The 24,459-nt window shown below is 51.2% G+C and carries 21 protein-coding genes; 12 read left to right on the top strand and 9 right to left on the bottom strand.

Features of this window, described 5'->3' with window-relative positions:
* Positions 1-73: 73 nt before the first annotated feature.
* Together ACFOET_RS11380 and ACFOET_RS11385 are read right to left on the bottom strand one after the other, a co-directional pair.
* Positions 74-226 carry a hypothetical protein gene (locus ACFOET_RS11380; protein ID WP_379022676.1) on the bottom strand — a complete coding sequence of 51 codons (153 nt, stop codon included), beginning with the start codon at positions 224-226 and terminating at the stop codon, positions 74-76.
* A 247-nt stretch (positions 227-473) separates the two neighbouring features.
* Positions 474-1,049, bottom strand: a complete 576-nt coding sequence (locus tag ACFOET_RS11385; RefSeq protein ID WP_379022678.1) for a hypothetical protein — start codon at positions 1,047-1,049, stop codon at positions 474-476.
* A 529-nt stretch (positions 1,050-1,578) separates the two neighbouring features.
* Between ACFOET_RS11385 and ACFOET_RS11390 the strand changes: the two genes are divergently transcribed.
* Genes ACFOET_RS11390 through ACFOET_RS11400 form a run of 3 tightly spaced genes read left to right on the top strand, consistent with a single transcriptional unit; the run spans position 1,579 to position 7,327 of the window.
* On the top strand, positions 1,579-4,671 hold the full coding sequence (locus tag ACFOET_RS11390) for a SusC/RagA family TonB-linked outer membrane protein (protein ID WP_379022680.1): 3,093 nt from the start codon (positions 1,579-1,581) through the stop codon (positions 4,669-4,671).
* Positions 4,672-4,687: 16 nt separating this feature from the next.
* Positions 4,688-6,067, top strand: coding sequence for a RagB/SusD family nutrient uptake outer membrane protein (locus ACFOET_RS11395; protein ID WP_379022682.1), 1,380 nt, complete (start codon positions 4,688-4,690; stop codon positions 6,065-6,067).
* Positions 6,068-6,070: 3 nt separating this feature from the next.
* Positions 6,071-7,327 (top strand): TlpA family protein disulfide reductase, encoded by a 1,257-nt coding sequence (locus tag ACFOET_RS11400; RefSeq protein ID WP_379022684.1) that lies wholly within the window; start codon positions 6,071-6,073, stop codon positions 7,325-7,327.
* 70 nt (positions 7,328-7,397) lie between these two features.
* Here ACFOET_RS11400 and ACFOET_RS11405 read toward each other — a convergent pair whose 3' ends face one another.
* The 7 genes from ACFOET_RS11405 to ACFOET_RS11435 all read right to left on the bottom strand — a co-directional run bounded on the left by ACFOET_RS11405 (position 7,398) and on the right by ACFOET_RS11435 (position 12,469).
* On the bottom strand, positions 7,398-7,820 hold the full coding sequence (locus ACFOET_RS11405; RefSeq protein ID WP_379022686.1) for a hypothetical protein: 423 nt from the start codon (positions 7,818-7,820) through the stop codon (positions 7,398-7,400).
* A 249-nt stretch (positions 7,821-8,069) separates the two neighbouring features.
* Positions 8,070-8,723: a hypothetical protein gene (locus tag ACFOET_RS11410; RefSeq protein WP_379022688.1), complete on the bottom strand. Its 654-nt coding sequence runs from the start codon at positions 8,721-8,723 to the stop codon at positions 8,070-8,072.
* A 24-nt stretch (positions 8,724-8,747) separates the two neighbouring features.
* Complete coding sequence (locus tag ACFOET_RS11415) at positions 8,748-9,785, bottom strand: AraC family transcriptional regulator (protein ID WP_379022690.1); 1,038 nt, start codon at positions 9,783-9,785, stop codon at positions 8,748-8,750.
* Complete coding sequence (locus ACFOET_RS11420) at positions 9,782-10,459, bottom strand: response regulator (protein WP_379022692.1); 678 nt, start codon at positions 10,457-10,459, stop codon at positions 9,782-9,784. The genes ACFOET_RS11415 and ACFOET_RS11420 overlap by 4 nt, the downstream gene beginning before the upstream one ends.
* Complete coding sequence (locus ACFOET_RS11425) at positions 10,456-11,295, bottom strand: sensor histidine kinase (RefSeq protein WP_379022694.1); 840 nt, start codon at positions 11,293-11,295, stop codon at positions 10,456-10,458. Before ACFOET_RS11425 ends, ACFOET_RS11420 begins: the two co-directional genes overlap by 4 nt.
* Entirely contained in the window at positions 11,241-11,903 is a 663-nt protein-coding gene (locus ACFOET_RS11430) for a hypothetical protein (protein ID WP_379022696.1), read from the bottom strand. The genes ACFOET_RS11425 and ACFOET_RS11430 overlap by 55 nt, the downstream gene beginning before the upstream one ends.
* Positions 11,900-12,469 (bottom strand): hypothetical protein, encoded by a 570-nt coding sequence (locus tag ACFOET_RS11435; protein WP_379022698.1) that lies wholly within the window; start codon positions 12,467-12,469, stop codon positions 11,900-11,902. Before ACFOET_RS11435 ends, ACFOET_RS11430 begins: the two co-directional genes overlap by 4 nt.
* Positions 12,470-12,645: 176 nt before the next feature.
* Between ACFOET_RS11435 and ACFOET_RS11440 the strand changes: the two genes are divergently transcribed.
* The 9 genes from ACFOET_RS11440 to ACFOET_RS11480 form a co-directional block, all read left to right on the top strand.
* The gene (locus tag ACFOET_RS11440) at positions 12,646-12,951 is read left to right on the top strand and encodes a helix-turn-helix domain-containing protein (protein ID WP_379022700.1); all 306 of its coding nucleotides are present in this window, start codon (positions 12,646-12,648) and stop codon (positions 12,949-12,951) included.
* A gap of 399 nt (positions 12,952-13,350) precedes the next feature.
* Positions 13,351-13,989 carry a DUF6266 family protein gene (locus tag ACFOET_RS11445; RefSeq protein WP_379022702.1) on the top strand — a complete coding sequence of 213 codons (639 nt, stop codon included), beginning with the start codon at positions 13,351-13,353 and terminating at the stop codon, positions 13,987-13,989.
* A 70-nt stretch (positions 13,990-14,059) separates the two neighbouring features.
* On the top strand, positions 14,060-14,692 hold the full coding sequence (locus ACFOET_RS11450; RefSeq protein ID WP_379022704.1) for a DUF6266 family protein: 633 nt from the start codon (positions 14,060-14,062) through the stop codon (positions 14,690-14,692).
* Complete coding sequence (locus tag ACFOET_RS11455) at positions 14,689-15,138, top strand: DUF5675 family protein (RefSeq protein WP_379022706.1); 450 nt, start codon at positions 14,689-14,691, stop codon at positions 15,136-15,138. Before ACFOET_RS11450 ends, ACFOET_RS11455 begins: the two co-directional genes overlap by 4 nt.
* A gap of 115 nt (positions 15,139-15,253) precedes the next feature.
* Positions 15,254-15,478 (top strand): hypothetical protein, encoded by a 225-nt coding sequence (locus tag ACFOET_RS11460; protein ID WP_379022708.1) that lies wholly within the window; start codon positions 15,254-15,256, stop codon positions 15,476-15,478.
* Positions 15,465-15,638 (top strand): hypothetical protein, encoded by a 174-nt coding sequence (locus tag ACFOET_RS11465; protein ID WP_379022709.1) that lies wholly within the window; start codon positions 15,465-15,467, stop codon positions 15,636-15,638. The genes ACFOET_RS11460 and ACFOET_RS11465 overlap by 14 nt, the downstream gene beginning before the upstream one ends.
* 185 nt (positions 15,639-15,823) lie before the next feature.
* On the top strand, positions 15,824-16,162 hold the full coding sequence (locus tag ACFOET_RS11470; protein WP_379022711.1) for a hypothetical protein: 339 nt from the start codon (positions 15,824-15,826) through the stop codon (positions 16,160-16,162).
* A 113-nt stretch (positions 16,163-16,275) separates the two neighbouring features.
* The gene (locus tag ACFOET_RS11475; protein ID WP_379022713.1) at positions 16,276-16,788 is read left to right on the top strand and encodes an ABC transporter permease; all 513 of its coding nucleotides are present in this window, start codon (positions 16,276-16,278) and stop codon (positions 16,786-16,788) included.
* A 323-nt stretch (positions 16,789-17,111) separates the two neighbouring features.
* A partial coding sequence (locus ACFOET_RS11480) for an Ig-like domain-containing protein (protein WP_379022715.1) occupies positions 17,112-24,459 on the top strand: 7,348 nt, incomplete at its 3' end.

Consider the following 24,459-nt stretch of genomic DNA (forward strand, 5'->3'; position numbering starts at 1 on the left):
ATGATTATCGTACATACTCTTAACATTCACTAAACTTAAACTATAGATATCCAACTTGCATTGCCCCTCGAAATCAGTTTTCGTTCCAATGTTTCGTTAGTTCAATATCGCATTCGTCTTCATCGATATAATAAAAATCTCCCGGTATTGAGATCTCGTCTATTTCAAGCGAATCTGACAGATATTCGGGGTGGGGATCAAAAGACACATTTATCGTTATGTCCACTATTTCCTTTTTGCATACAAGATGTTGGTTTTTCCCAAAATAAATCCATTTGATTTGAGTAAGAGGTTGTCAAAAAAATCTTTTTCTATAGAAGTGTTAAATTTGTCATTTGCTAATTTATAGAGTTCGTCGGCTGGTATGTGGTCGTTATTATTTTCGTACAAAATTTCGAAAACAATAGATAAGACAATTCGTTTCAAGTCTTGTGCATCTCTGTCTTGTGCCTTCGTATATCGTGCGATAATTCTTATTTTTGTCTCATATAGTAAACATCAACCAGGCGTTTGCCAAAACCTCCACCCTTTAACATTATCGGCTTTTTAGTTGACTTGAGGACTCTTGTTTTCACAGCGTACTGGAGTGCTTTTGATAACTGGTCATCGACAAATTCTTTGTTTAGTTCAATCTTACAATACTCCGCAACTTCGTTTAAATACTTATAACCTTCCTTAAAACAATCTGATTTAAGGAGCACATCCGTTACGAATGAATTTGGACTCCTTTTTGCCTTCGTGCTTAGAAAATATTCTGGGTTGTCTTTGTGATCGATCTTAAATTTTATCAGAGCTTCAGCTTTTGAGATAGAAAGAGGTATCTTAGAATTCAGATTAAAAATCTTAGCGCCGTCAAACTCCAGTTTGTCTCCAATCTCCCTTGCAAAGACTTCACTAAGTGCTCTCGTATTATTTAGTATTCCATAGATGTGAGAAGTGGATTTTTTGAAAAATTCGGCAAAACCAGCAACATCTAAACCTGTGATTTTCATAATAGTTTGTATTCTATAGGCTATCGCTTTAGAATACTCTTGGTTATTGGTGTTCATCCCGCAAAGGGATAAATCAATTTACGCTAAAAATTATCATTAATTTACTTTTATTGTCATATTTATTTGTATCTTTGTTACGATGCTTATTTCGATATTGTTTAAGCATTGGTATTGACATAGAGTCTCGCGTGCGAATTCCGAGTTTGCTTAACGGACGAGGCAATAGGATCAATGCCCATAGTGATATTTTGCGTACCTTTGGTACGCGCTATAGCATTATGGGCCCTATTGTACTGTTCCGAAGGCCCTCGGAAGCCTGCACGACGGTATCTTAGGGCTCGCTATAGTAGCACCGTCCTGATATATTACGAGGCTCGTTTTCAACTAACCATATGAAAACGAGTTTTTTATTTTTACGTCTACGCAATGGCCTCCGACCTCAAATAGGGAAGGGGAGAGCCGCTTTTTCCAAAGCGTGGAAGATTTCTACTGCCAATCTTTATAAAGCAGTTATTGCTAAACCAGCTTGAATTGGGTTAAGACAACCTTTAGAGAATTTTCTTACACCTAAAATCAAGCAAATTAAATGGAGCGAATTTTACGCATAAGGGAGGGGTATTCCTTTTCCAAACATAAACTCAAACGCACTTATATACAATATTTCAGCCTATTGGCTGTAGCAACGATCATGTGTTTGTATGCCCACGCGCAGCGCCCCGAACCCTCGGGGCCTGCGCCGCTGGGTATTGACACGGTTTCCAATAACCGCGATACCATAGCAATCGAAGAAGTTCAGGTAAGTACCGGATACCAGCGAATACCCAAGGAGCGGGCAACGGGAAGCTTCGTACAGATTGATAGCAAGCTGCTCAATAGGCGGATCTCGACAACCATTATCGAGCGGCTAGATGCTATTGCACCGGGATTGCAGTCAGACAACCGAACAGGAAACCAGCGGCTAAACATCAGGGGGCTGAGTTCCTTCTCAGGTACCGGGGGGAGTCCGTTGATCGTCGTTGACAATTTTCCTTATGAGGGCGATATCAACAACATCAATCCGAACGATGTGGAATCGGTAACCTTATTGAAAGACGCTGCCGCCGCATCCATCTGGGGTTCCCGTGCCGGAAATGGGGTAATCGTCATCACGATGAAGAAGGCCGCCCGTGAGGGGGCTTTCAGCCTTTCAGCCGCAGCCAATACCACTGTCTCGGCAAAGCCGGATTTTTTCTACCATCCGCGGATGGCTACCTCGGATTTCATCGACGTGGAGATGATGCTTTTTGAAAAAGGCCATTATGACCAAAACCTGAACAGTGCCAACGCCCGTAGTTTTGTGTTTTCCCCGGTGGTGGAGTTGCTCCACGGGGCGCAGCAGGGCACGATTTCTGAAATGGAGGCCTTGGCGCAGATAGACGATCTACGTACGATCGACTACCGCAATGACCTAAGCAACTATTTTTATCGCACGGCTATAAACCAGCAATACAGCCTGAATGCTTCGGGAGGCAACCGAGTCGTATCGTACATGCTATCCTTGGGATACGACAACAACATAGCGAATAGGAAAGGGAGCGGCCTCAACCGCTTTACACTGCGGTCCGCAAATACCATCCGGCCTACAGATAGGCTCACCCTGCAAACCACGCTCGTATATACGCGCTCAGGGTCGGAAAGCAGCCCCGGCTTGGCAACTTTTCCGATTAACCCCGGTGGTGGCAAAACCCAGCTGTATCCCTATGCACGGTTGGTGGATGACGACGGCAATGCCCTCGTCATACCCAGGAATTACAATAGCGGATATGTAGATACGGCGGGTCACGGCCAGCTGCTGGATTGGACGTACCGGCCCTACGAGGATTTCCGGTATACGCGCATCGATGCAGGGCTGCAGCATTTCAATGCCGGGCTAACGGTCAATTACCGCCTGGCGGATGGGCTGGAGGTGGAAGCCTATTACAACCACGAGCGGCAAAGCGATCTCCAGCAGATCAATTATATGGAAGAATCCTTCTATGCGCGTGATCTCATAAACCGCTTTTCGCAGGTTGACGGGGAAAACGTCAAACGCATCATCCCGTTGGGTGACATCCTAAACACCACGAATGGTTCGATGTTTACCCACCGGGCGAGGGGCCAGCTCAATTTCGACAGGACATTCGGCAGCAAGCACCGCGCGGTAGCTTTTCTGGGGGGTGAACTTTCGCATAGGGAAACGGATGCATACGGTTTTCAGGTGTATGGGTATAAAAGGGATATTCTGACGTTCTCCCACGTGGATTATGTAAATGCTTATCCCATCTATGATGGCCTTGCCGGCAATGCGTTTATACCAAAATCCGGCGATTTTTCGGGCGGTGTGAGGCGCTTTGTTTCGCTGTATGCAAACGGGGCCTACACGTATGACCGAAGGTATATCGTGTCGGTATCGGCACGCCGCGATGGCTCCAATGTATTCGGCGTAAAAACCAACCAGAAATGGAAGCCGCTCTGGTCAACGGGGCTATCATGGAATATATCCGAAGAACAGTTTATAAAGGAGGTGGATTGGATAAACCTGCTGAAATTGCGCACCACGTATGGGCACAGTGGAAATGTGGGCACAGGCGCAAATATCCACCCGATTATAGCGTATGCCAGCTCCGGTGCGCGGCTGACTAATCTGCCGTATGCGCTGATCACCTTCCCGCCCAATCCCAACCTGCGGTGGGAGGATATCCGGACGATCAATTACGGCTTGGACTTTTCGCTGTTTGGATATGCCTTGAGCGGTAGTGTGGAGTGTTTTGATAAAAAAGCGTCGGATCTTATCACCGCCGATCCGCTGGATCCGACGACGGGGTTCAATACGGCGGAGCGGAATGTGGGGGAAATCCGGAACAAGGGGCTTGATGTGCAGCTCGACGGGCGGTTCAAGACGGGGGCTGTGGAATGGCGCACCACCGTAGCCTTGTCGGCTGTTAAAAACACGGTCGCCAAGTTTTATGGCAATCCGGCTGCCAACAGTCAGTATGTGAGCAACGCCGGGAATGCCTTGAACCCAGTGCTGGACAGGTCGCTGTATCCGGTGTTTTCGTACCGGTTTGCCGGTCTCGACCCGGCCAATGGCGATCCGCTGGGGATATATGGAGGAGAACAGTCAACCGACTATTCGAGATTGCTTAACGACTCGTTGCAAAACTTGGTTTATCATGGTACGGCGCTGCCACCCTACTATGGATTCTGGCGGGGTAATGTGTCATGGAAGGGTTTCGAGTTCTCGTTCAGCATCAGCTATAAGTTCGGTCATTACTTTCAGAAAGAGACCATCAATTACTATTCGCTGTTCAACTCGTGGAACGGGCACGCCGATTACGCGCTCCGCTGGCAGAACCCCGGCGACGAACAGCACACCACCGTTCCGTCCATGGTATATCCGGTCAGCTCCAACCGGGAGAACTTTTATGCGCGCTCGGAAGCAAACATTGAGCGCGCTGACCTGATCAGGCTGCAAGATCTGCGGCTCGCATACGCGTTTGGTGTGGGAACATCCCGAAAGCGTCCTATCGGCCTGAGCTGCTACCTGTCCGCCAATAACGTTGGTTTATTGTGGTCTGCCACGGATTCGGGTATCGACCCCGACTACAACGGCATGCCACCGCAGACCGGCTACAGTTTCGGGCTGAATGTCAATTTCTAACACCCAATCACCAATTATGAAAAAAGCATTATCTTTTCTATCGCTAATCGTAGCCGCTATGTGTTTCTGCGGCTGCGAGAAATATTTGGATATCCGGTCATCAAAATCGACGGTCATCCCCAGTTCCCTCGATGACCTGCAAGCACTACTGGATGCAACGCCGCATATCAACCTTGGTTTCTATCCGGCTTTGCTCGAAATCGCGACGGACGACTACTTCGTGCCCCACAATATCTATAACCTGGTAACGGCATTCGAGCAGGAAAGCTACATCTGGAAACCCGAACCACTGTATCTCCAACAGGATGTGAACGGAGAGTGGACAAACCCATTCCGGAATGTTTCCATCGCCAATACCGTGCTGGACAGGTTGCCCATGATTGATGGCAACACGAGCACTCGGGGGCAACATATCAAGGGAACCGCATTGTTTTTCAGGGGTTTCAGTTATTTTCTGCTTGCCCAGGTTTATTGTGCGCCGTATAACACACAGGGAAACAATTCCGGATTGGGCCTCCCGCTCCGGCTCACGCCGGACTTCAACGAGCCTTCGGTCAGGTCCTCCGTACAGGGCACCTATGATCAGATCATCAGCGATTTGAATTCGGCTGCCGACTTACTGCCCGTTACTGTCGAGTTTCCAACAAGGCCCAATAAGGCTGCGGCTTATGCCGCACTGGCCCGGGCCTACCTGGCCATGGAGGTATACGACCAAGCCGATGAATACGCTGCGAAAGCACTGAATCTGTATGACGAACTGATTGATTTCAATGAATTAGACCTCGGCGCAGCGCTTACTTTTGCGCCTTTCCATCGAGAAACGATTTTCTACGCGGCCAGTAATGGGTACACCGTCCTCAATCCAAGGTACGCCTGTGTCGATACGGAACTGTATGAAAGCTATGACGAACTTGACCTGCGCAAAAAGGCGTTTTTCACCGACAATGGCAATGATACGTATAGCTTCAAAGGAAGCTATATGGGCAATACCGGCAACGGTTTCTTTGTAGGGCTGGCCGTAGACGAACTCTTCCTGATCCGGGCGGAATGCCAGGCCAGGGCAGGCAGAACGCCTGAAGCGATGGAGCACCTGAACCACCTGCTCCGGCACCGCTGGGTGGCCGAGCACTTCGCTCCGCTGCAGGTTTCCGGCAGCGAGGAATGCCTTAGGCTGATTCTTGAAGAACGGCGGAAAGAACTGCTATCACGCGGTGTACGATGGTCCGATCTGAGACGGCTCAATAAAGACCCGCGTTTTGCAAAGACCCTAATAAGGGTCATCGATGACGGGAGCAATCAAACGACCTATACGTTGCCTCCGAATGACCCGAGGTATGTTTTCCTGATTCCCCAGGAGGTAATCAGAATAACCGGAATGCAACAAAACTTACGATAAAACATGAAGAAAATTACGTTTGAACTGACGGCTATCTTTGCGCTGGCCACTGGATTGGCTTACGGGCAAACCACTCGCTCTTTCTCCGTTGGCGATACCGTTGCCGCGACTACGATGGAAAGAATCGCCGGGTATGACCCTAAAAAAGCGATGATACTGGATTTCGGCACAACTACGTGCTCCCCCTGTTTGAAGTCTCTGAAACTGCTGAACGCGTTACTGCCGCAGTTCTCCGAAGATTTGCAGGTCTTTTTTGTGACCAAGGAACCTACAGAAACCGTTGATCGATTCCTGGCCCGTAGCCCAGTTGGGAAAGGCATGCGTATTCCGATCTTGGCAGCGGATACTGCGCTGCATTATTCGTTCCCCCACATTGCGCAGCCCCATTCGGTGTGGATTAATCGCCATGGGGTGGTGAAGGCCATCACGGATCACCATTACATTAATGATAAAACGTTGCAAGCGCTGGCCGAGGACGCGGATTTTTCAGATTGGTCTGTGAAAAGCGATTATCTTTACGATGCCCGGTATCGCGCTCTTAGACTGAATCAGCAAAACTTCAACGAAAAGACCACACCGTCCCGGTGGTATTCCAGTTTCATCTCCGATCATATGCCGGGGATGTTAACCAGGTGGGAGAACACCCTTATCGATAGTGCCAATCGGAAAGCCGTGGTATACGCCGTCAATAGGCCGATTGCGGAAATATACGCCTCCCTTTATAAACTAAAGTGGAACCTTAACTTTTTTCCGAGCCATATCGTCATGGATGTGGCCAATCCCAAAAGGTATCATTACAATGATAATCGGGACGGCGAATACGAGCCGGAATGGAAAAAACGCAACACCTATTGTTTTGAAATGACATTTCCCCTTACCCTATCCGAGGCAGAACGGACAGAAAGGATTATTCGGCAACTGAATTGGTACTTTAATATCGAAGTGGAGTTGAAAACCGTAAAACGGAAATGCTGGGTACTGACACCGGATAAGGAAAAGGTTAAGCGTAATTCGTCTACGCGGAATGACGAAACAGGAAGAGGGGTTACACTTTATCAGCTCCATACCCAAATAAACCAATTGCCCGATCATTTACCGATGATCAATGAGCTAGATAGTGGTACAAATACCGTGATGAAGATAACGGAGGCGGCTTACCGAGACGTAAATTTGCTTAACAAACAATTGGCACCTTACGGCCTGATCGTCAACGTCGAAGAAAGGGAGTTGAAAACGTTGTTTATACGCGAGATAGATTAGGAAAAAAGCATCCAAAAGCTGAGGTAGGCCAACCGGTTTCCGAACCACGGCTTTTGGATGCATTGCTTGATTAGTTGGATTTCAAAGTAGTCACTGTTTCGTTTGGACTGTTATTTGCAATCGCGTCGGCGATACGCTGTGCGATGGTACGTGTCCCCACGCCCGCTACTTCAACTTCCGCATCCATATCAGGTTGCCCATTCCCGTCATCAGGAGCTGTAAGTTCGCACACAGTATCCGAGCCGGATGGGCAATTCGAGGCCGATCCTGATTGGTAGTTTTCGGCCTCAGTGGGCGAATCTCCTAATCCGCCAGTAAAATGCCAAGGCAAATTAAGCCTTTTGGACGTTTCATTCTTAGCATCCGTTATCTGTGCCGATACTTCCTTCACCACAGGTTCGTTCTCAACCTGAACGACTTCGCGCTGACCTGTACCTTGTACATTCAGCACGGCGGCTATCAATAAGCCTGTAATTGTTTGTAATGTAATCATCTTATGATGTATTAATACCTGTTTAGCAGTTTTTAGCGAGGACTTGCTGCCTCGTTCTGTTTAAGGCTTTCCGCGGCCTTGGCGGATCTGCCGGAATCAATCAAGGGCTCATGGTGTCCGCCTCCTTTCTTTACTTCCTTTGATCGTTGTATCCTTTACTTTCTTCATGAAAGCAAAAGTAAGGGCAAAGCACACCACCAAAGTGATGACTACCTTCGAGAAAAACTGATGAAAAACGGGTGTTTTTTTCTAATCCAGATCGGAGGCGATGAGGATGGTGGCCTGCGGTACGGGTGTCTGCCCTTCGTAGGCCGAAACAGCTACGGTGGAATAATTTACTTTGCCTTCAATCGGGATATGCTCATCACTCCCGGATTGCGCGGCTTTTGCGCGGAAGCTCACACTGTATCTCACGCGCCAGTATTCGCCGGTAAGCTTGTATTGTGTGCGCGGTGTGGGATGCAGCGTGGTAGCGATTTGTACGCGACGTTGAGGCATGACCACGGTATCCGGAAAGCCGGCGAAATGCACGGAATCCGCCTGTTGGCCGTAGGTGAGGGTGCCGTCGACCTGGGTGTGGATGGTCAGGTGACGGAAGCTGATGGAATCGGCGAACCGCAATGCGGTACCCTGTGGCGTGGTCACAGCAACTGACACGGAGTCGCACAACGAAGAATAGGGATAGAAAGTGGTGTCAGGCAGCGGTCCATCACTGTTGTTGACAAACGTGATGGTATCCAGTCGCTGCAACGTGGAGTCTATTCCGTCATCAGCAGACAGAAAAAACTCAACGTCTTGAAGCAAGTAGACGGCAGCATCTGGGCGTTCAGCGGGTAGATGGGCCGTTTTCTCGCAGGCCACAAAAAGGCACACGCACAGAAAAATGACGATCGGGATACGCATACCGGCTAAAATAGGGAAAAATCCTTATAAACCATGCCGCCGCCGGTAACTTCGCGGTGTGGAACCGGTGTATTTCCGGAATTCGGCGGCGAAATTGGTGGGTTCTGACCATCCGAGCTGGTAGGCCACAGCCGCAACGGGCAGGCCGCTACTCAGTCGCTGCTTGGCTTCTTCGAGCCGGCACGTATAGATATAATGAAAAAAGCGTTGGCCGTGGTATAGCAGGTGCAGCCGACGGAGCCGCTGATTCGTAGTGTGCAAAGCTGCGGCAATTTGGTCTACGGTGGGTACTGGCTCGCTGCCTTGCATACGAGCTACCAATTTGCGGGCGAGCGTCCGGGCCGTTGCGACGAGTGCTTGGTCTCTCTTGATACGCTTTGCATCTGCATATTCCATGCGGTGCTGCTCTACAAGGTGGGCCACCGGATGGTTCAGTGCGTCGTCCATCACCAGGCCCGCATAGCGTGGCACGGTGAGCAGCAGGTGTAACCACATATAAACCTGTGGCGAAATGCGCGCAGGAGATAGGTAGCGGTGCTCGTGCAGTGATCTCTGACGAAAAAGAAACAGGGCTTCCAAGGGGTTTTGCTCATCTCCCGAATGGCGTGATAGCCATTTGCGCTTCGGTACGGCAACGGCGATGGTAAATCGGTGGGTGAGCTTATCGGGTTTGATATATAACGTTGCGACGGCGGGCGCTGTGTATACAATGAGTTGGTGGCTGCGCGCTAATTGAAGTTCAGAAGCGACCGGTGTGGCGGGCGGGCGGAATTCCGAGTGCCCGGCCAGCTGGTAAACCAGGTGTATGTCGCTGAGGTGGCTCGCAACCGGAACCGCTAGCAGGCCAGCCTTCGTATCGGGGAGGTAAGCCTCCAGCACAGCCACGAAAACGTCAAACGCGTCGTGCCACCGGTAGTTAAGTTGGCAGCCATCACCCACGTAGTATAGTTTGGATTCTTCTGCAACGAAGGGCATGGGATGACTGGGCACAAAGGGCTGCTTATTCACTTCCACCAACGGTATGCTGGCTTGCTTGAAATAAGCGGTGAACGGCGTTTTCATTGGGTTGGGCGTTGATGCGGCAGCAAGCCGCAGGCCATTGCTTTGGAAATTAGTGACACGCGGTCGTGTACATCAAACTGGACAAACAGGCTTCGAAAGTGATCGGCGACGGAATTGACGCTTATGCCCATACGATCGGCAATCTGTTTATCAAGCAGTCCTTCATGGCATAGCTCCAGCACCGTCCGCCGCCGGTCCGGTATCTTGCCGATGCCTTTGGGAAGGCTGCCGCGGCGAAGCGATCTGAGCACCTGCTCGGTGACGTACTCATTGAGGTAATATCCGCGTGAGGCCACCGCAAGGATAGCTTCGGCGAGGCTATCCGAGCCACTGCCCTTGGCTAATATTCCCCGCGCGCCATAAAGGAGCATGTCATTGATGGTATTGGTAGTGACAAACGCCGAATAGGCGATGACGCGGACATCGGGAAATCGGGTGCCGAGCCACTCGGTAGCTCGATATCCGTCTATAGTGGGCATTTGCACATCCATCACCACCACTTGTGGCGGCCCTTTGAGACTGATCTGTGCTTTCATGTCAGCGCCATCCCTGGCAATGAAGCTCACTGTAATGCAGGTGTGGTGAGTTTGCAGGTAGTAGGCCACGTGTTGCAGGATATCGGTGTGGTCATCCACAAATGCAACAGTGATGGATGGCATGTTACTTTGTTTCATGTGTTTGTGAGTTTAGTCGATAAATGACCAATGGGTATATCTACCCGCACTTCGGTGCCTTTGCCGGGCGTACTGTTGATATGGACCGTGCCGCCTATGGCCTTTGCGTAGCCATGCAGATTGGTCAACCCGATGCCGTAGTTGCGCGGTGATGGGTCGAAGCCTTTCCCGTTGTCGACGACGATGAGTTCGGCCTGGTGGTCGTTTTTCATCGTGAGGGAAATCTGCAGGAAATCAGCATCGGCGTACTTGGTGGCATTGGCCGTAGCCTCCTGCAAGATACGGAAGATGTGCAGGGCAGTGTCTGCGGCCACGGCGTCATCCAGGTAAAGCGATACATCGGTGGCGATTAGCGGCCGTGGCCGGCTTTTGAGCAAGGCGACCAGCTCACCGATGGCATGCGACAGGCCTTGCTTAAGCAGCTGCTCGGCCTGCATGATGGAGTTGAGTTGGCGGAGTTTCTGCAGCACGTCAGCAGCCAGCGCATGGCATTTACCAATGGTTTCCGGTGTAAATGGATGCTTTCGATGGTATTCGGAAAGCTCGTCGGCCAGAAGCGTGCACAGAAATGCCATCCGGTGGCCCAGATGGTCATGGATGGCGGCGCTTATCTCCTGCATGGTCCGCTCGGCAACCTTGATGCGGTTGCTGTTTAATTGGTTCTGAACTTCGGCCTCCCGCCGCCGGGCCGCTTCTTCGGCTAACCGGAGCTTGTCATTATAGAGCCGAAAAAAAAGCAGGATAATGGTCCAGATCGCCAAGATGACAATGGTGCCGACAATCACTGCCGCTGCGACGTACGGTTTCGGTACCTGCACAAAAAGGTATATATCCATAAGGTGTACAAGATGTAGTTTAACAAGAGGAATACCAACGAATAAACGGGGATACCGGCAATTCCGATTTGCAGTGTGATGAGGGCGTTGGCCGGCAGGCTGGCGATAAGCGTTCCGGAATAGAAGTATGCGATTGCAATTATCCACATCGAAGGGCCGTGGCGGTGCAGGGATGTCCTGACGTCGCCAAGACGGAACAACTCCGCTCCGTAATACAAGCACCCCGCGACGAAAGATAAACTGACCAAAATAATGGTAGCAGTTGCGTAGCTGGAAAAGCTGCCGGCAATTGTCAATTCGGCGGTGTAGGTACCGGTGAAAACCAGCATCCAACAGCACCAATGTATGAAGCGCATTCCATAAGGCCTGCAAAGCCGATAGCAGAAATAGCTGATGAACGTGCCCTCTATCAGCAAAAACAGGTTATACAAGGGCACGCTGTTGATACCCAGTACGCTGCCCAGGTACCCGCCGAACGCTTCCGTAGCGGTAACCAGGGCAAGGTACCAGGGCATTGCGGCCCAATGCCATTCGGGGTCATGCCAAAGGTACCTGCATGCAGCTACAAGGCATGTGGCTTGGATGATCACATTTAATAGGGCAATCATGGGCTGGGTGGTGGTTGGAGCAGCGTGGGATCGTCATTACAGAGCGGTGGACACACGTTGCCGCGGTTTTCAATTTCGGAGGGCGCAGCCAGCATGGCAGCGCTCATGGGCACGGAGAGTCCGCTGCCACCTGCGAAGAAATAGTCGCGGTGATAGGTGGTACCACCAGCCACGCTATCGCGCGTGGGTACCAGGAGCAGTGTATTGTGACCCCAGAAAGCAGGAGGGGGCGCGCCGGTGCCCGGACCACCATCGTAGGAATCGTCATAGGCAGCGAAGTACATCCGGATGCCATCGCCGCCATCGATTTCGAGTTGCTCAAGGATGAACTTCAATCGCTCAGCGCTGAACCACACGGCACGGGTATTGGGCAGCGAATCGCCATCGTGGACGACATAGCCCGCCCGGGGTGCGTAGTTGGCTACCATGCGGTAGGCGTCCTCCACGCTTACCTTAAAAGGATCGGGCACCGCAGTGTAAATGCCAAGTGCCTGGGTGTCTGCAACCAGCTTGTCACAGGCGGTCAATAGGCAGGATCCGGCCAGGAAATAAAATAATTTTTTCATTCGGTTTATTTTTTGATGAGCGGGTAAAATTAATGTCTTATCAAACGCGATACAACCACATAAATATGGGGTTGCGGGATTGGTTAGATTAGTATATACTTGCTATTTTGCTTGTGTAAACACCGGAATATAAATCTAATCTATTGATTTTCATTTCTTTACTAAATTCGGTACTTATGGAACAGAATCCTTATCTCACCATGCAAGCCTCCCCAGGCGGAGAGCTGGCAAAATCAATACTACCGTTGTTGAACCTATTGGCCGAGCTGCTTAGGCGGCTGCTGGACGGCCTGGGCAATCCGGCCCGCCGCCATGGGCTGCTGACGCCTGAGGACGTAACTGCCATGCTCCGCATCAGTGACCGCACATTGCGGCGGTATAGCCAGCAGGGTATCCTTCATCCGATCCGTATCGGCGGCATGAACTTCTACCTGATGGATGATATCATCGAATCGGGCAGAAGTGACGGCTCTGCCGGATAATTACACGTTGCTTACCCCGCCGTTGGTCCGGTGGCGGCGGGGAGGCGTATCGTCCACAACCGCTTGGGAGCTCGTTGCTAACTCGGTCTGGACTTGGTTTGGTCTTGGTCGTACCTTGGTTTGGTCAGACCAATACGAGTCCAATACAAGCTAGCACGGCGTGCAGACGGAACACCCAAGCGTCTTCCTATCCTTTTCCGGTTTAACCCCATCGCCTGCGCCTGTGGGCATCTGGACAAATCCGGACAGTTACGGCCAATTACGGCCAATTCCGGCCAATTCCGGCCAAGCGATATGATGTTCTTTTCCAGTGTTTTATGTTTGCGTCGTCGGCGTTAGGCCGCCTGAAAGTGGGACGCCGGCATTATGGATTTTTTACACTTAAAAAAGGAGGACATTATGGCAAAATTCATAAACGGTGCGATAGGCACCTTTTCAGGAAAAGTAGGAAGCATCATCGGCAGTAGCTGGCGCAACATCCACTACATGCGTGGCTTGCCAAAGAAACGCACCAAGCCGTTTTCGGAGGCGCAGTTGGCGCAGCAGCAACGCTTTGGGTTGATGGGAAAGTTTTTGCTTCCGCTCAAGGGCTTGTTTGAGATCGGCCTGGCCAACGTAGACGATGGCGAGGCTACGCTCTTCAACCAGGCGATGGGCATGAACCTGCCAGCGGTGACGGGCAGCTACCCCGAGTTTAGCATCGACTATGGCAAGGTGACCTTCAGCAAGGGCGGATTGCTCAAGCCGCGCGGTGTAACCCTCACCGCCGGTGCACAGGAGGTGAGGGTGGCCTGGCGGCCGGGTGTAACTTCGTTCAACGGCAAGGCGGATGACGACGTATACGTGTTGCTCTACGACCGCGAGCTGGAGGTGTTTTACACCACGGACGAAGTGGTGCACCGTTCGGTGGGCGAAGCGGTCATACCGGTGGATGACGATACCGTGGGGCACGATGCAGATGTATGGCTGTTTTGCGTAAGCCGCGATGGTGTGTCGATATCGGAAACGGTGTATGGAGGTTCGGTCGTATTGGCGTAAGCCATACGGGTACTGAGGCGTGATCAGGACCGGGGCCCCAGCGCCCCGGTTCATTAAAAAGGAGGAGAATATGGCGAGATTGATAGACTTATTGACATTTTCGGGAGCCGCTGGCGACGTGGTAGGCTGTAAAGGCCCACATGGCTTTTACATCCGCAGCCGCCCGCGGAAACCTCGCACCACACCAACGGCCAAGCAATTGGAGGTGCGCGCGCGACTGGCACTGGTGATGGGATTCCTGAAACCCCTCAAGGCCATCATTTACCCGGGGTTCTCGGTACGGTACACTGCGAAAACCAAGGTGTCGGCGATGAATGCGGCAGCTTCGCACGCCCTCAACCATGCGATTACCGGCGAATATCCGGACCTGGATATTGATCCGGCGATGGTGCGCCTAAGCCGCGGTATGCTCGTTGGCCTGCCCCGTGCAGAAGCCAAACTGTCGGGCACATCAGTGGCGGCGACCTGGTCAGCGGAGATGCCGCAGTTCAATGGCCATGCGGATGACTGCGCGACAATCGTGGTTTATAACCCGGCGGAAAAAACCGTGATGGCTGGCGAGGCGAAACGGGAAGTTGGTATCGTGTCAGTGGACGTATCGGACGAGCCTCCGGGCAGCGAGCTGCTCGTGTATGCTTGCGTAGCCGACCGCGATAGGAAACAATTTTCTAATAGCCAATTTTTGGGGAGGTTGGTGCGATGAACACGATAAAAATCATCCGCGTGGCGCAGGGGAAGAACAGTACCCTCAGCCACTTATACATCGGCAGCCTTTTCCACTGCTACCTGCTGGAAGACAGCATCCGCAAGGAAAAGATCCAGGGGCTTACCTGCATCCCCGAGGGGGAGTACCGCCTACGCCTCAACCCGTGGGCGGGTATGAATGCGAAATACGGCGTGAAATACCCGAAGGTGCACCGGGGCATGCTGGAGATCACCGGTATCCCTAACTTCGATCTGGTATTCATCCACATCGGCAACTACCATACGCAGACGGCGGGCTGCCCGCTGACGGGGTCCTACTGGCAGCGGCTGGATGGCGACTACCAGGTGATGCACTCGGCGGCAGCGTATAAGTTTGTATATCCGTTGCTGGTGGGTGAGATGGAGAAAGGTAACGATCGGATAATGGTTTTAAACCAGTGTTAGTATAGGTTTTAGCCCGCTGCGGAGACCAGCCTTGGAGATCCAAGCGAAGCGCCGGAGATCCCAGCTGGCGAGCAGCAGGCGTAAAACCCAAAATTAAATCTTTACGAAATAAAAAATGAAAGAAAATCAAGAACAGACCGGGCTACCCGAAGCGGGAAAGTCGACACTATACAACAGGATCAAAGAGACGCTGGCAGTGGCCAGTCAGCTGGTCCTTGCTTCACCGCTGAAACTGCCGCCAAAGGTGGTAGTCGTGGCCAAATACGTCGCCCTGACGCTGGGTGTACTGGAGGCTGTGGAAGGCGCTGCCGGGAAAGGAACGGAAGATGATGAAGACTAACCACCAGCTGGGCCTCGGCACCGGCGGCGGTACGCTATTGAGCGTACTGGCGCAGTTGGGCGTACACGACATCGTTAAGACCGCCGTGCTGGCGGCTATCGGCGCCGTGGTAAGTTTCGCCATGACGTTGCTCTTACAGCGATGGGCTAAGCGCAAATGAGCATATCCCCGGGCACGACGTCCGGGGATTCGCTTGGCAATCAGATGTTAACTGAACCTGTCCGTTACTGAACAATAAGTGTTCGATTTCGAACACCAATTGGTATAATATAAATTTTTATTCTTTGATAATCAGTGATTTGCAATTTTGGCTTAGTAACTGCCGCTTGGTACGCGGATGATCGTATGATGATGATAAAGCATTTCAAAGCCACGTTGCGCCACATCTGGCGCAACCGCCTCAGTACCACGTTGAACCTATTGGGTTTGGCCATTGGCATCAGTGCATGCTGGATGGTCTATCATATCGTCGACAATAAATTTAGCTATAATGTGGTGCACCAAGGAATTCAGGCGGAAATTCCCGAATCGGAAGAGGTGGTACCCGTATTTTTCCAACGCGTCAACAGCACTGAAACTAAGCGTGGCGCCAATAAAATTTTCGTAAAAGAGCATTTCGCCTATCGCATTGACATTCGGTGGTGGATGTTTGCCGTAGCAGCCGATTCGCGCCGCGGTTGCTAACCCGGTGGATTTATTGGGCGACGAATAGCTGACAAGACAACAGGACGATGCATACATTTTTCAAAACGGCATTCCGATTTATTCGAAAAAACAAGTTAATCACGGCAATTAACATGTTAAGTCTTTCGATCGGTATCTGTGCTACGTTGGTCATCTTTTTAATGATCCAGTTCGATTATAGCTTCGATAAACATCTGCCGCATGGTGATCGTGTGTACCGGATCGTAAGCAACGGTGATTTCGAAAATGCGGGAGTACTTGTTCCATTGATCCGTTCCATCACCATTGCATCATTGGGTCTGTTTGGATTAGCTATTTTTACCGCCAACCAGCGCACCAAAGAAATCGGAATCCGTAAGGTCTTAGGTGCTTCGGTCGGACAGCTCACTGTGCTTCTGGCTAAAAACCTTGTGTCGCTGGTGTTGGTGGCTTGCTTGATCGCCGTTCCCATCGCTTGGTATTTTATGCATAAATGGCTGGACGATTTTGCCTATAAAACACCGCTCCACTGGTGGGTATTCGGGATTGCAGCGCTTGGTCTGCTTATCGTAGCGACAGCCGTACTGGCCGCAAAGACGTATTATGCAGCACGAGCCAATCCGGTGGATTCGTTAAGGAATGAATAGTGGTAGTTTTCCAGCGTAGCACCTTTTCCAAAAAGGGCCGCGCAAGAAGCTTTTTTCGACCAAGAGACCTAATTAGCGGCACTCCGTAACCGACAACTTCGTTCGACTGCCATAGAAAATTTTCTATCCAATCTTTGGACGAATTTCGATGCAACGTTAGAAAATATTTGATTGCAGTGGGTAGACCAGCCGCTTATCTTTGCGCGATAACGGATGTTCCCTATGAAAACAAAGCAACTCCGCGTAACTCGTGACATTCTTGCGTAAACCCTGGCTTAGGGATTTATGGGAGAAAATTCGTTAATGGCATCTATCGTGACACTATGATCATTACTTCTACTTTTCGACCCGCAGCGTTCTACCTTTTTTCAGCAATCGCAATTATTGCGCTTAATTTCCTTCCGGGCACGTCCAAAGCGCAATCTTCGGTCACGTTCGATACGGAATACTGGCTGGCGCTGCCCACTACGGATGTTAAATACAGGGCGGGGTCGATGTTCCACATATCGACATTCGATGCCCCGGCCACGGTAACCTTGAGCGCGCCATTGACACCCGGATTTGCGCCAAAGACGATCAATATCGCTGCGAACGGTACGGGGAGTATTCCTCTAACGAACGATGAGGTAGCTTTGCTTGTCAACAATGTTGGTAACAGCATTGCAGGTACGGGCGTGCGTGTGGAAACGAATGCTAAGATATCCATTTACTATGAACCGGGGTCTCTTGCTGCTAGCCCGGATTTACTTTCTTTAAAAGGAGGCGAAGCGCTCGGCACCGAATTTCTTGTACCGATGCAACAGACATCGATGGTAAGGGATCCGGACGGCCGTCAGGGCTTCCTGGTTTTGGCAACAGAAGACAATACTACCGTTACGATTACACCTAAGGCTGCAATCACGGGGCGCGCGGCAGGTATCCCTTTCACCATTACCCTGCAGCGGGGGGAAACCTATTTTGCCGAAACACCGGGATTTGATCCCGGCGTCTCGGGGTCCTTAGTGTCTTCCGATAAGCTGATTGCGATAACGATCTTTTCCGAACTGATGCGCCATGGTGCTACTTCAGCAGACTTAGGTTGTGAACAGATTGTGCCCATCAAAAATATTGGTACCGAGTACTTGATTATCAGAGGCTATCGGACAGATGGCGACGTGGTTTACTTTACCGCTGTAGAAGATAACACGGAGCTATCGGTTAACGGCGTTACCGTGGCTACGCTCAACGCAACGGATACCTATTCCCTTAGCGTCGACGCTGATATTTATCATGTACAAAGTTCGAACAAGGTGACGGCACTCCACCTATCAGGCGTTGCTGGCGAAGAATCATTTAGTTTGCTGCCTGCCCAGTTGGGTTGTAACGGATCGAATCTTGTACAGGTTGTAAGGGCAAATAACAATGCTTTTTATGTCAATATTGCTTCGCCAACACCCGATGGCTTTAGCGTAAATGGCAATACCTCGTTGCTGGACCCCTCCGTTTTTCTGCCCATACCTGGTACGACTTGGTACTATGCACGGGTGGAGGTGCCAAGTACGTTAGTCGGAGCAGGGGCAACCGTAAGCGTTGCAAACAGCGATCCAGCTGTCAAATTTCAAATGGGCGTTTTTCACACCAATGCCGGTGGCGCTCGCTACGGTTATTTTTCCAGCTACAGCGGCACGCTGGTCAACTTTGCTGATTCCGAACAAGAAGTCTGTGCCGGGCAATCGGTCAGCTTCACGCCGCAAATCATTTCTTCAGACCCAATCCTTTCTTATAGCTGGACCGGACCGGATGGCAGTGTGGTGTCTAATGAAGAGGTACTGACACTGGATAACGTTGCGGTTTCGAATAGTGGCACCTATACACTGACAATACAAACGGTCGTCTGCTCAGTGGCGGAGTCCGTGCAGCTAACCGTCCATGCTCAGCCCGCCGCCCCGTCATCCGGAGGCGATCTGGAAGAACGGGCGACGAATCCGATACAGACCTTGACCGCTGTCGCGACGTTGCCGGTAGATGCTCCAGCAGGAGCGAGCATCGTTTGGTATGATGCGGCTACGGGCGGTAACGTAGTTGCTAGCCCCACGCTCAATGCTATCGGAACCGTTACCTATTATGCGGAAACAACTATTAGTGGAGTTTGCCCAAGTGCAACGCGGACACCGGTAAAACTGACTATCTTATCGGATGTCGAAATTTGCGGCAACGGCATCGACGACGATGGCAACGGCGTGGCCGATTGCGACGATCCGGCGTGTAACCCGTTTGTGAATTATTTTGCAAATGGTAGTTTGGAAGAATATACGGAATGCCCGGATCTAAGTAATGCTGGTACTTTAGAATATGCGGTTTCCTGGAAAACCAGCTTGCCTGCTCCGGATCAGTTGGGTGGGCAATTGCTGGTCAATGATCCAGCCAACGGCTGTGTGTCCCCGCGTCCTAATAGTGGTTGGCCAGCCACTACCAATCTGCCCGCCGGATCAGATGGTGTTGCCTGGGGAGGGATGCATGGAGGTGCGCCTAATCAAGGTCTTGAAGATTTCCAGAATACGTTGGTTGCGCCACTGCCTGCTGGAACCTATACCTTTACGTTTTCTGCCGGCTACTTGGTAAACGATCCGTATACTGCTCCGGGCTTCTTCCGGTTTTACGGGGTAAGGTCAGGCGAGCCGGACTTCACCACGGCACATCCGTTGGGCGACTCGCCGCTCATTAATAATGCTATATCCTCATCAAATCCAACGTGGAGAGAATACAGCTTTACGTTTAACTCAACGGAAGTCTACGATCGGATTTATATGGTGGCTTATTCCGGGCCAACAGGTCGGTCGTACCTGGTGTTCGACGGCTTTAAAATGCAGTTCAATCCGCCGGTCGTCGAATTCCAGAATCCGCTGGCGACCTGTCTGCCGAATGCGGTTCTGCAGGTGAAAGATCCCGACCCTGCCTGGGTAAGCTACCAATGGTACATGGACGGAACGCTGATTCCGGGAGCAACGGGTGCCACGTATCAACCAACTACCGGGCAACTCGGCGTCTTTACGGTAAGCGCAGTAATGGCCAGCGGCTGCACAACGCCCGAATCGGGCGGTATCTCGTTGGGCAGCAACTGCCCGGTGCCGTTTGAGTGTAATGGGTCTGCTTATCTGGTTTCCTCACCCGCTGGGACTACCCCGTCAACACTATTTATTGTCAATTCGGAAAATCCGACGGAGATTCTCGCAACGTTGAGTCTTTCCATTCCGGACCGATACAATGCTATAGGATACAACTTTGAAGACAACCTGATTTATGGGATGGTGGCCGGTGATTCGCCGTCGTTGAATGCGGTGGATATTGTACGAATTGATGGAGAAGGTACGGTAACGGGACTGGGAAAGCCTACTGCAGTGGCCGGGCAGGCGCCGGGATTAGCCACGTGGACTAATTTACCCGCCACGAATCCGAATGGGGGCATCGTAACGTTGGCGACGGGTGTTGTGGGGTCGGATAATATGTTCTACACGACGGTTAGAACCAGCACCGCAACCGATAACTATTTGGCAAAGGTGGACTTGACTACCATGAGATATACCACCGTAAAGCTAAGCGGAAACTTCACCGGTATGGCCGATTTGGCTTTCTCGCCTTACGATGGTATGTTATATGGGCTCCAAGGTAACCAACTTATTAGAACGAATCCAACCAATGGGCAGCAATCAGTAATTACACCCGCAGCTGGATCAGCAGCAGTACCTGGTGCGGGCGCCGGGGGGGCTTGGAATGATGCGCAAGGCAGGGTTTATTTCTACTCAAATGGAGGCAATTCGACGAATGGCGGATTAAGACTTTATCGCTATAACCCCGTTAACGGGGCTTTCGAAAACCTAAGCGCCGTTACCGCTTATCCAACGTTTGATGCCACGGCCTGCTACCCGACGCGGATGGATAAGCGAGTGATCATGCCTGCTGGAGGCTTAACACCGGGTGATGTCGTGGAATTTGAGTTCAGTATCTACAACAGCCAGGCGTTGCCGGCGACGTATGAGTTTGAAGACGTGTTGACATCGGCAGACTTGAGCTGGGTGGATGCGTCGGTAAGCCCTGCATCTCCAGGGGGCGGCACGGTTACGATCTCAGGAAACACGTTGCGCATTTCCGGAATTACGGTAGATCCGCTGCCGCAGACGGGCGGTGTGCCTTTGACATTCCGCGTATCCCTGAACGTCGCAGATAATGCCGCGTATAATACCTGCTATACCAACCAGGCTACCATAAAGACAGGAAATTTAACGGTGTATAGCGATGATCCGGATACACAGGAAGGAAACGACCCGACCGTTTTCTGCACGAACCCTTGCGACGTGCCGGCTCCGGTAAGCGGCGGTAACCTGCAGGCCTGTATGGCTGACCTGAACGGTGGAAAATTGACGGCATCTGCTACCGTTCCAGCGGGCACAGACCTGGTTTGGTATGATGCGCCAACCGGTGGAAATGTGGTGGCTGATCCCAGTTTGAGTACTATTGGAACGGTTACTTATTATGCCGCAGCGGATGATGGTACGTGTATCAGCACTTCACGGACGCCAGTCACATTGAATGTAACAGCGACACCGGTACTGGATGAAGTATTGGATGTGTCTTCCTGCGGGCCGTTGGAGTTACCAGCAATTTCAGGCCAATACCTGAGTGGGAACGAAGCGTACTATACCGCACCAAACGGTGGAGGTACAAGGTACCTTCCAGGAGATGTGTATAGCGCCGTAGGAACAAGCACCTTGTATCTATTCGATCAAAGCGAAGCCCTTACTAATTGCCAAGGTAGCTTAACAGTAGCACCGAATACCAGCTATGTTATCGATTACTTGTTTAATACAAACTCTCATTTTCAGTATCCCGGGACCGTAGAACCGGCGTTCTTCCAAGGAACGGCCAGTCAGCAAATTTTGCATGATATTCCAGGCACACCCGTAGGTACCGGGTCGCAGACGTATTTGGGTGTAGTGGGAGACGTATCCATTGGTAACACGGCTGATTGTTTTGGGACCGAAGTAAACTTAAATGTACAAGTTACCGTTACCAACCAGGGGCCAGGAAACGGAGCTGGCTATTCTGGTAGATTGACGATCTTCAATAAAGCGACTAACCAAGCGTTATATGAAAGAGGCCTGACCGTTAATTTTCCCGCCAACGGATCAATGACCCCGACCGTATCCGGGGTTGTTCCTGTCTCCGACGTACTTGCAGGCAATATTGCCATATTGATCGCGGTAGAAACTTATCAGGGCAGCAGGAAAAACTGGCTGTTATCCGATTTTAGCGCTGCTTACCAATTTTTGCCGGAAAGCACGCAAGCTTGTTCCGCAGAGCAGAGCTTTGAGCTGACGATCAACGAAGTGCCGGCTGCTCCGATAAGCAGCGGAAACCAACAAGCCTGTATTTCGGATGTTGCCCAGTTAACTGCTACGGCAACGCCTCCGGCCGGCACAACGCTTATCTGGTACGATGCGCCGGTAGATGGAAATGTAGTGTTAGATCCAAGCCTGGACACGGTCGGTACGGTTACCTATTTCGCAGCAGCGGATAATGGAATTTGCAGCAGTTCGACCAGAACGGCTGTGACGCTAAGCATACTGCCTACACCGGTGCTGGAGGAGGTACAGGACACTACAGTATGCGGGCCGTTTGAGTTGCCGACCATCAGCGGAGAAAATCTGACGGGAAATGAAGCATATTATACCGCACCGAATGGCGGAGGGACCAAATACCTGCCGGGTGATGTGATTAGCACGCCGGGCACTTCTACCCTCTACATTTTTGATCAAAGTGAGGCACTTGCCAATTGCCAAGGCAGTTTAACGGTAGCACCGAATACAAGCTATACGCTCAGCGATCTATTTGACGATACGCACTTCCGCTATCCGGGTACGGTTGATCCCGCTTTTTGGCAGGGTACGTCCAACCAGCAGATTCTGTATAACAACCCGGGTACGCCAAGTGGAGGTATACAGACTTACCTGGGCATTATTGGTGACGTGTCAGTAGGCAGTACCGCAGACTGCTTTGGAAGCCAAGTCAGTATAACTGCACAAGTAAATGTGGCGAATCAGGGCCCAGGTCCGACTTATGGCTATTCGGGAAGAATGGCAATTTTCAACAAAACGACAAACCAGCTACTGTATGATGCGCAGTTACCGGCAAGCATGGCGGCCTATACTTCGGTATTACTGACAGTGACCGGAGTGGTTCCGTTGTCTGAAGTTTCGGCGGGAAATATCGCTATAGTCATTGTGGTGGAGACCGATCAGGTATCTACGCCAAAAAATTGGTTGCTTTCTAACTTCAGCACGTCTTACCAATTTTTGCCGGAAAGTACTCAAGCTTGTGCTGCCGAGCGGAGTTTTGCATTGACTATTAATGAGGTACCTGCGGCGCCGACCAGCGTTGGGAATCAACAAGCCTGTATTTCGGATGTTGCCCAGTTAACTGCTACGGCAACGCCTCCGGCCGGGTCGACATTGACCTGGTACGATGCACCGGTAGGTGGAAATGCGGTAACCGATCCGAGCTTGGATACGGTTGGCGTGGTCACCTATTACGCCGAGGCTGACAATGGGACTTGTGTAAGTACCACCAGGACACCGGTGACATTGAGCATCATGGAGTCCCCCGTGCTTTCTGAAATTGACAATGTCGTCAATTGCGGCCCCTATGAATTGCCGGTCATACAAGGCGAACACCTTACCGGGAATGAAGCTTATTATACCGGTGCGGGTGGTACCGGCACAAAGTACTTACCGGGCGATGTCTTCAGTACACTGGGTATGTCTACACTGTATGTGTACGATGCAACGGAAGCGAGCGCTAATTGCGCTGGAAGCTTATCGGTCTCCAACAATACGAAGCTTACCCAGGCCGATATGGGCGGTGCTTACCTCTACGACGTTGACAATACGGATTTTTGGAACGGCACGGCCAGTACAGATATAAATTACGACCCGGCAGATCCGGCCTGGAACGGCCAAACGTATAAGACGATTGCCGGTGACATCAACATTACAGGCGCTAACGACTGTTTCGGTACCCAAGTGCAGATAACCGCAAAAGTTACCATAGTGAATAGGGGGCCGGGAGCAGGAAACTTATATGCAGGTCAACTGGGCATTTGGCATAATGAGACCAACGAAACGCTATATACTACGCATCTACGCTCCACGCCGGTTGGGCCGGCAATCAATGTGACCGTAACAGGCGTGGTGCCTTTGGCGGACTTAGCTGCCGGCAAACTTTCTTTTATCGTTTCACTGGAAACGCTGCATGGTAGCGCCAAGAGTTGGACGGTTTCCGGTTTTGAGGCCGATTATCAGTTTCTTCCTGAAACAACGGGTGTATGTTCGGCAGAACGCAGCTTTGAGCTGACCATCAACGAAACACCCGCGGCACCGACCAGCGGCGGAAATCAACAGGCTTGTATTTCGGATCTTGCGGATAAATTGACCGCTACGGCCGTTGTTCCGGGCAGCGCACAATTGGTTTGGTATGACGCGCCGGTGGGCGGAAACGTGGTGACAGACCCCAGTTTGGATGCGGTCGGTACGGTTACCTATTTTGCAGCAGCGGATAACGGAATATGTGAGAGCACGACCCGGACGCCGGTGACATTGAGTATTACGGCGTCTCCGGTGCTGGATGATATGGAAGACG

The organism is Parapedobacter deserti (assembly GCF_042646065.1).
GTDB classification, from domain to species: domain Bacteria; phylum Bacteroidota; class Bacteroidia; order Sphingobacteriales; family Sphingobacteriaceae; genus Parapedobacter; species Parapedobacter deserti.

Excerpts from the sequence above, each read along its gene's own strand:
- ACFOET_RS11445 (WP_379022702.1), top strand. The coding sequence starts at position 13,351 with ATGGCAAAATTCATAAACGGTGCGATAGGCACCTTTTCAGGAAAAGTA.
- ACFOET_RS11475 (WP_379022713.1), top strand. The coding sequence starts at position 16,276 with ATGTTAAGTCTTTCGATCGGTATCTGTGCTACGTTGGTCATCTTTTTA.
- ACFOET_RS11420 (WP_379022692.1), bottom strand. The coding sequence starts at position 10,459 with ATGAAACAAAGTAACATGCCATCCATCACTGTTGCATTTGTGGATGAC.
- ACFOET_RS11415 (WP_379022690.1), bottom strand. The coding sequence starts at position 9,785 with ATGAAAACGCCGTTCACCGCTTATTTCAAGCAAGCCAGCATACCGTTG.
- ACFOET_RS11405 (WP_379022686.1), bottom strand. The coding sequence starts at position 7,820 with ATGATTACATTACAAACAATTACAGGCTTATTGATAGCCGCCGTGCTG.
- ACFOET_RS11425 (WP_379022694.1), bottom strand. The coding sequence starts at position 11,295 with ATGGATATATACCTTTTTGTGCAGGTACCGAAACCGTACGTCGCAGCG.
- ACFOET_RS11465 (WP_379022709.1), top strand. The coding sequence starts at position 15,465 with ATGATGAAGACTAACCACCAGCTGGGCCTCGGCACCGGCGGCGGTACG.
- ACFOET_RS11430 (WP_379022696.1), bottom strand. The coding sequence starts at position 11,903 with ATGATTGCCCTATTAAATGTGATCATCCAAGCCACATGCCTTGTAGCT.
- ACFOET_RS11395 (WP_379022682.1), top strand. The coding sequence starts at position 4,688 with ATGAAAAAAGCATTATCTTTTCTATCGCTAATCGTAGCCGCTATGTGT.
- ACFOET_RS11435 (WP_379022698.1), bottom strand. The coding sequence starts at position 12,469 with ATGAAAAAATTATTTTATTTCCTGGCCGGATCCTGCCTATTGACCGCC.
- ACFOET_RS11385 (WP_379022678.1), bottom strand. The coding sequence starts at position 1,049 with ATGAACACCAATAACCAAGAGTATTCTAAAGCGATAGCCTATAGAATA.
- ACFOET_RS11455 (WP_379022706.1), top strand. The coding sequence starts at position 14,689 with ATGAACACGATAAAAATCATCCGCGTGGCGCAGGGGAAGAACAGTACC.
- ACFOET_RS11450 (WP_379022704.1), top strand. The coding sequence starts at position 14,060 with ATGGCGAGATTGATAGACTTATTGACATTTTCGGGAGCCGCTGGCGAC.
- ACFOET_RS11400 (WP_379022684.1), top strand. The coding sequence starts at position 6,071 with ATGAAGAAAATTACGTTTGAACTGACGGCTATCTTTGCGCTGGCCACT.
- ACFOET_RS11440 (WP_379022700.1), top strand. The coding sequence starts at position 12,646 with ATGGAACAGAATCCTTATCTCACCATGCAAGCCTCCCCAGGCGGAGAG.
- ACFOET_RS11470 (WP_379022711.1), top strand. The coding sequence starts at position 15,824 with ATGATGATGATAAAGCATTTCAAAGCCACGTTGCGCCACATCTGGCGC.
- ACFOET_RS11410 (WP_379022688.1), bottom strand. The coding sequence starts at position 8,723 with ATGCGTATCCCGATCGTCATTTTTCTGTGCGTGTGCCTTTTTGTGGCC.
- ACFOET_RS11460 (WP_379022708.1), top strand. The coding sequence starts at position 15,254 with ATGAAAGAAAATCAAGAACAGACCGGGCTACCCGAAGCGGGAAAGTCG.
- ACFOET_RS11390 (WP_379022680.1), top strand. The coding sequence starts at position 1,579 with ATGGAGCGAATTTTACGCATAAGGGAGGGGTATTCCTTTTCCAAACAT.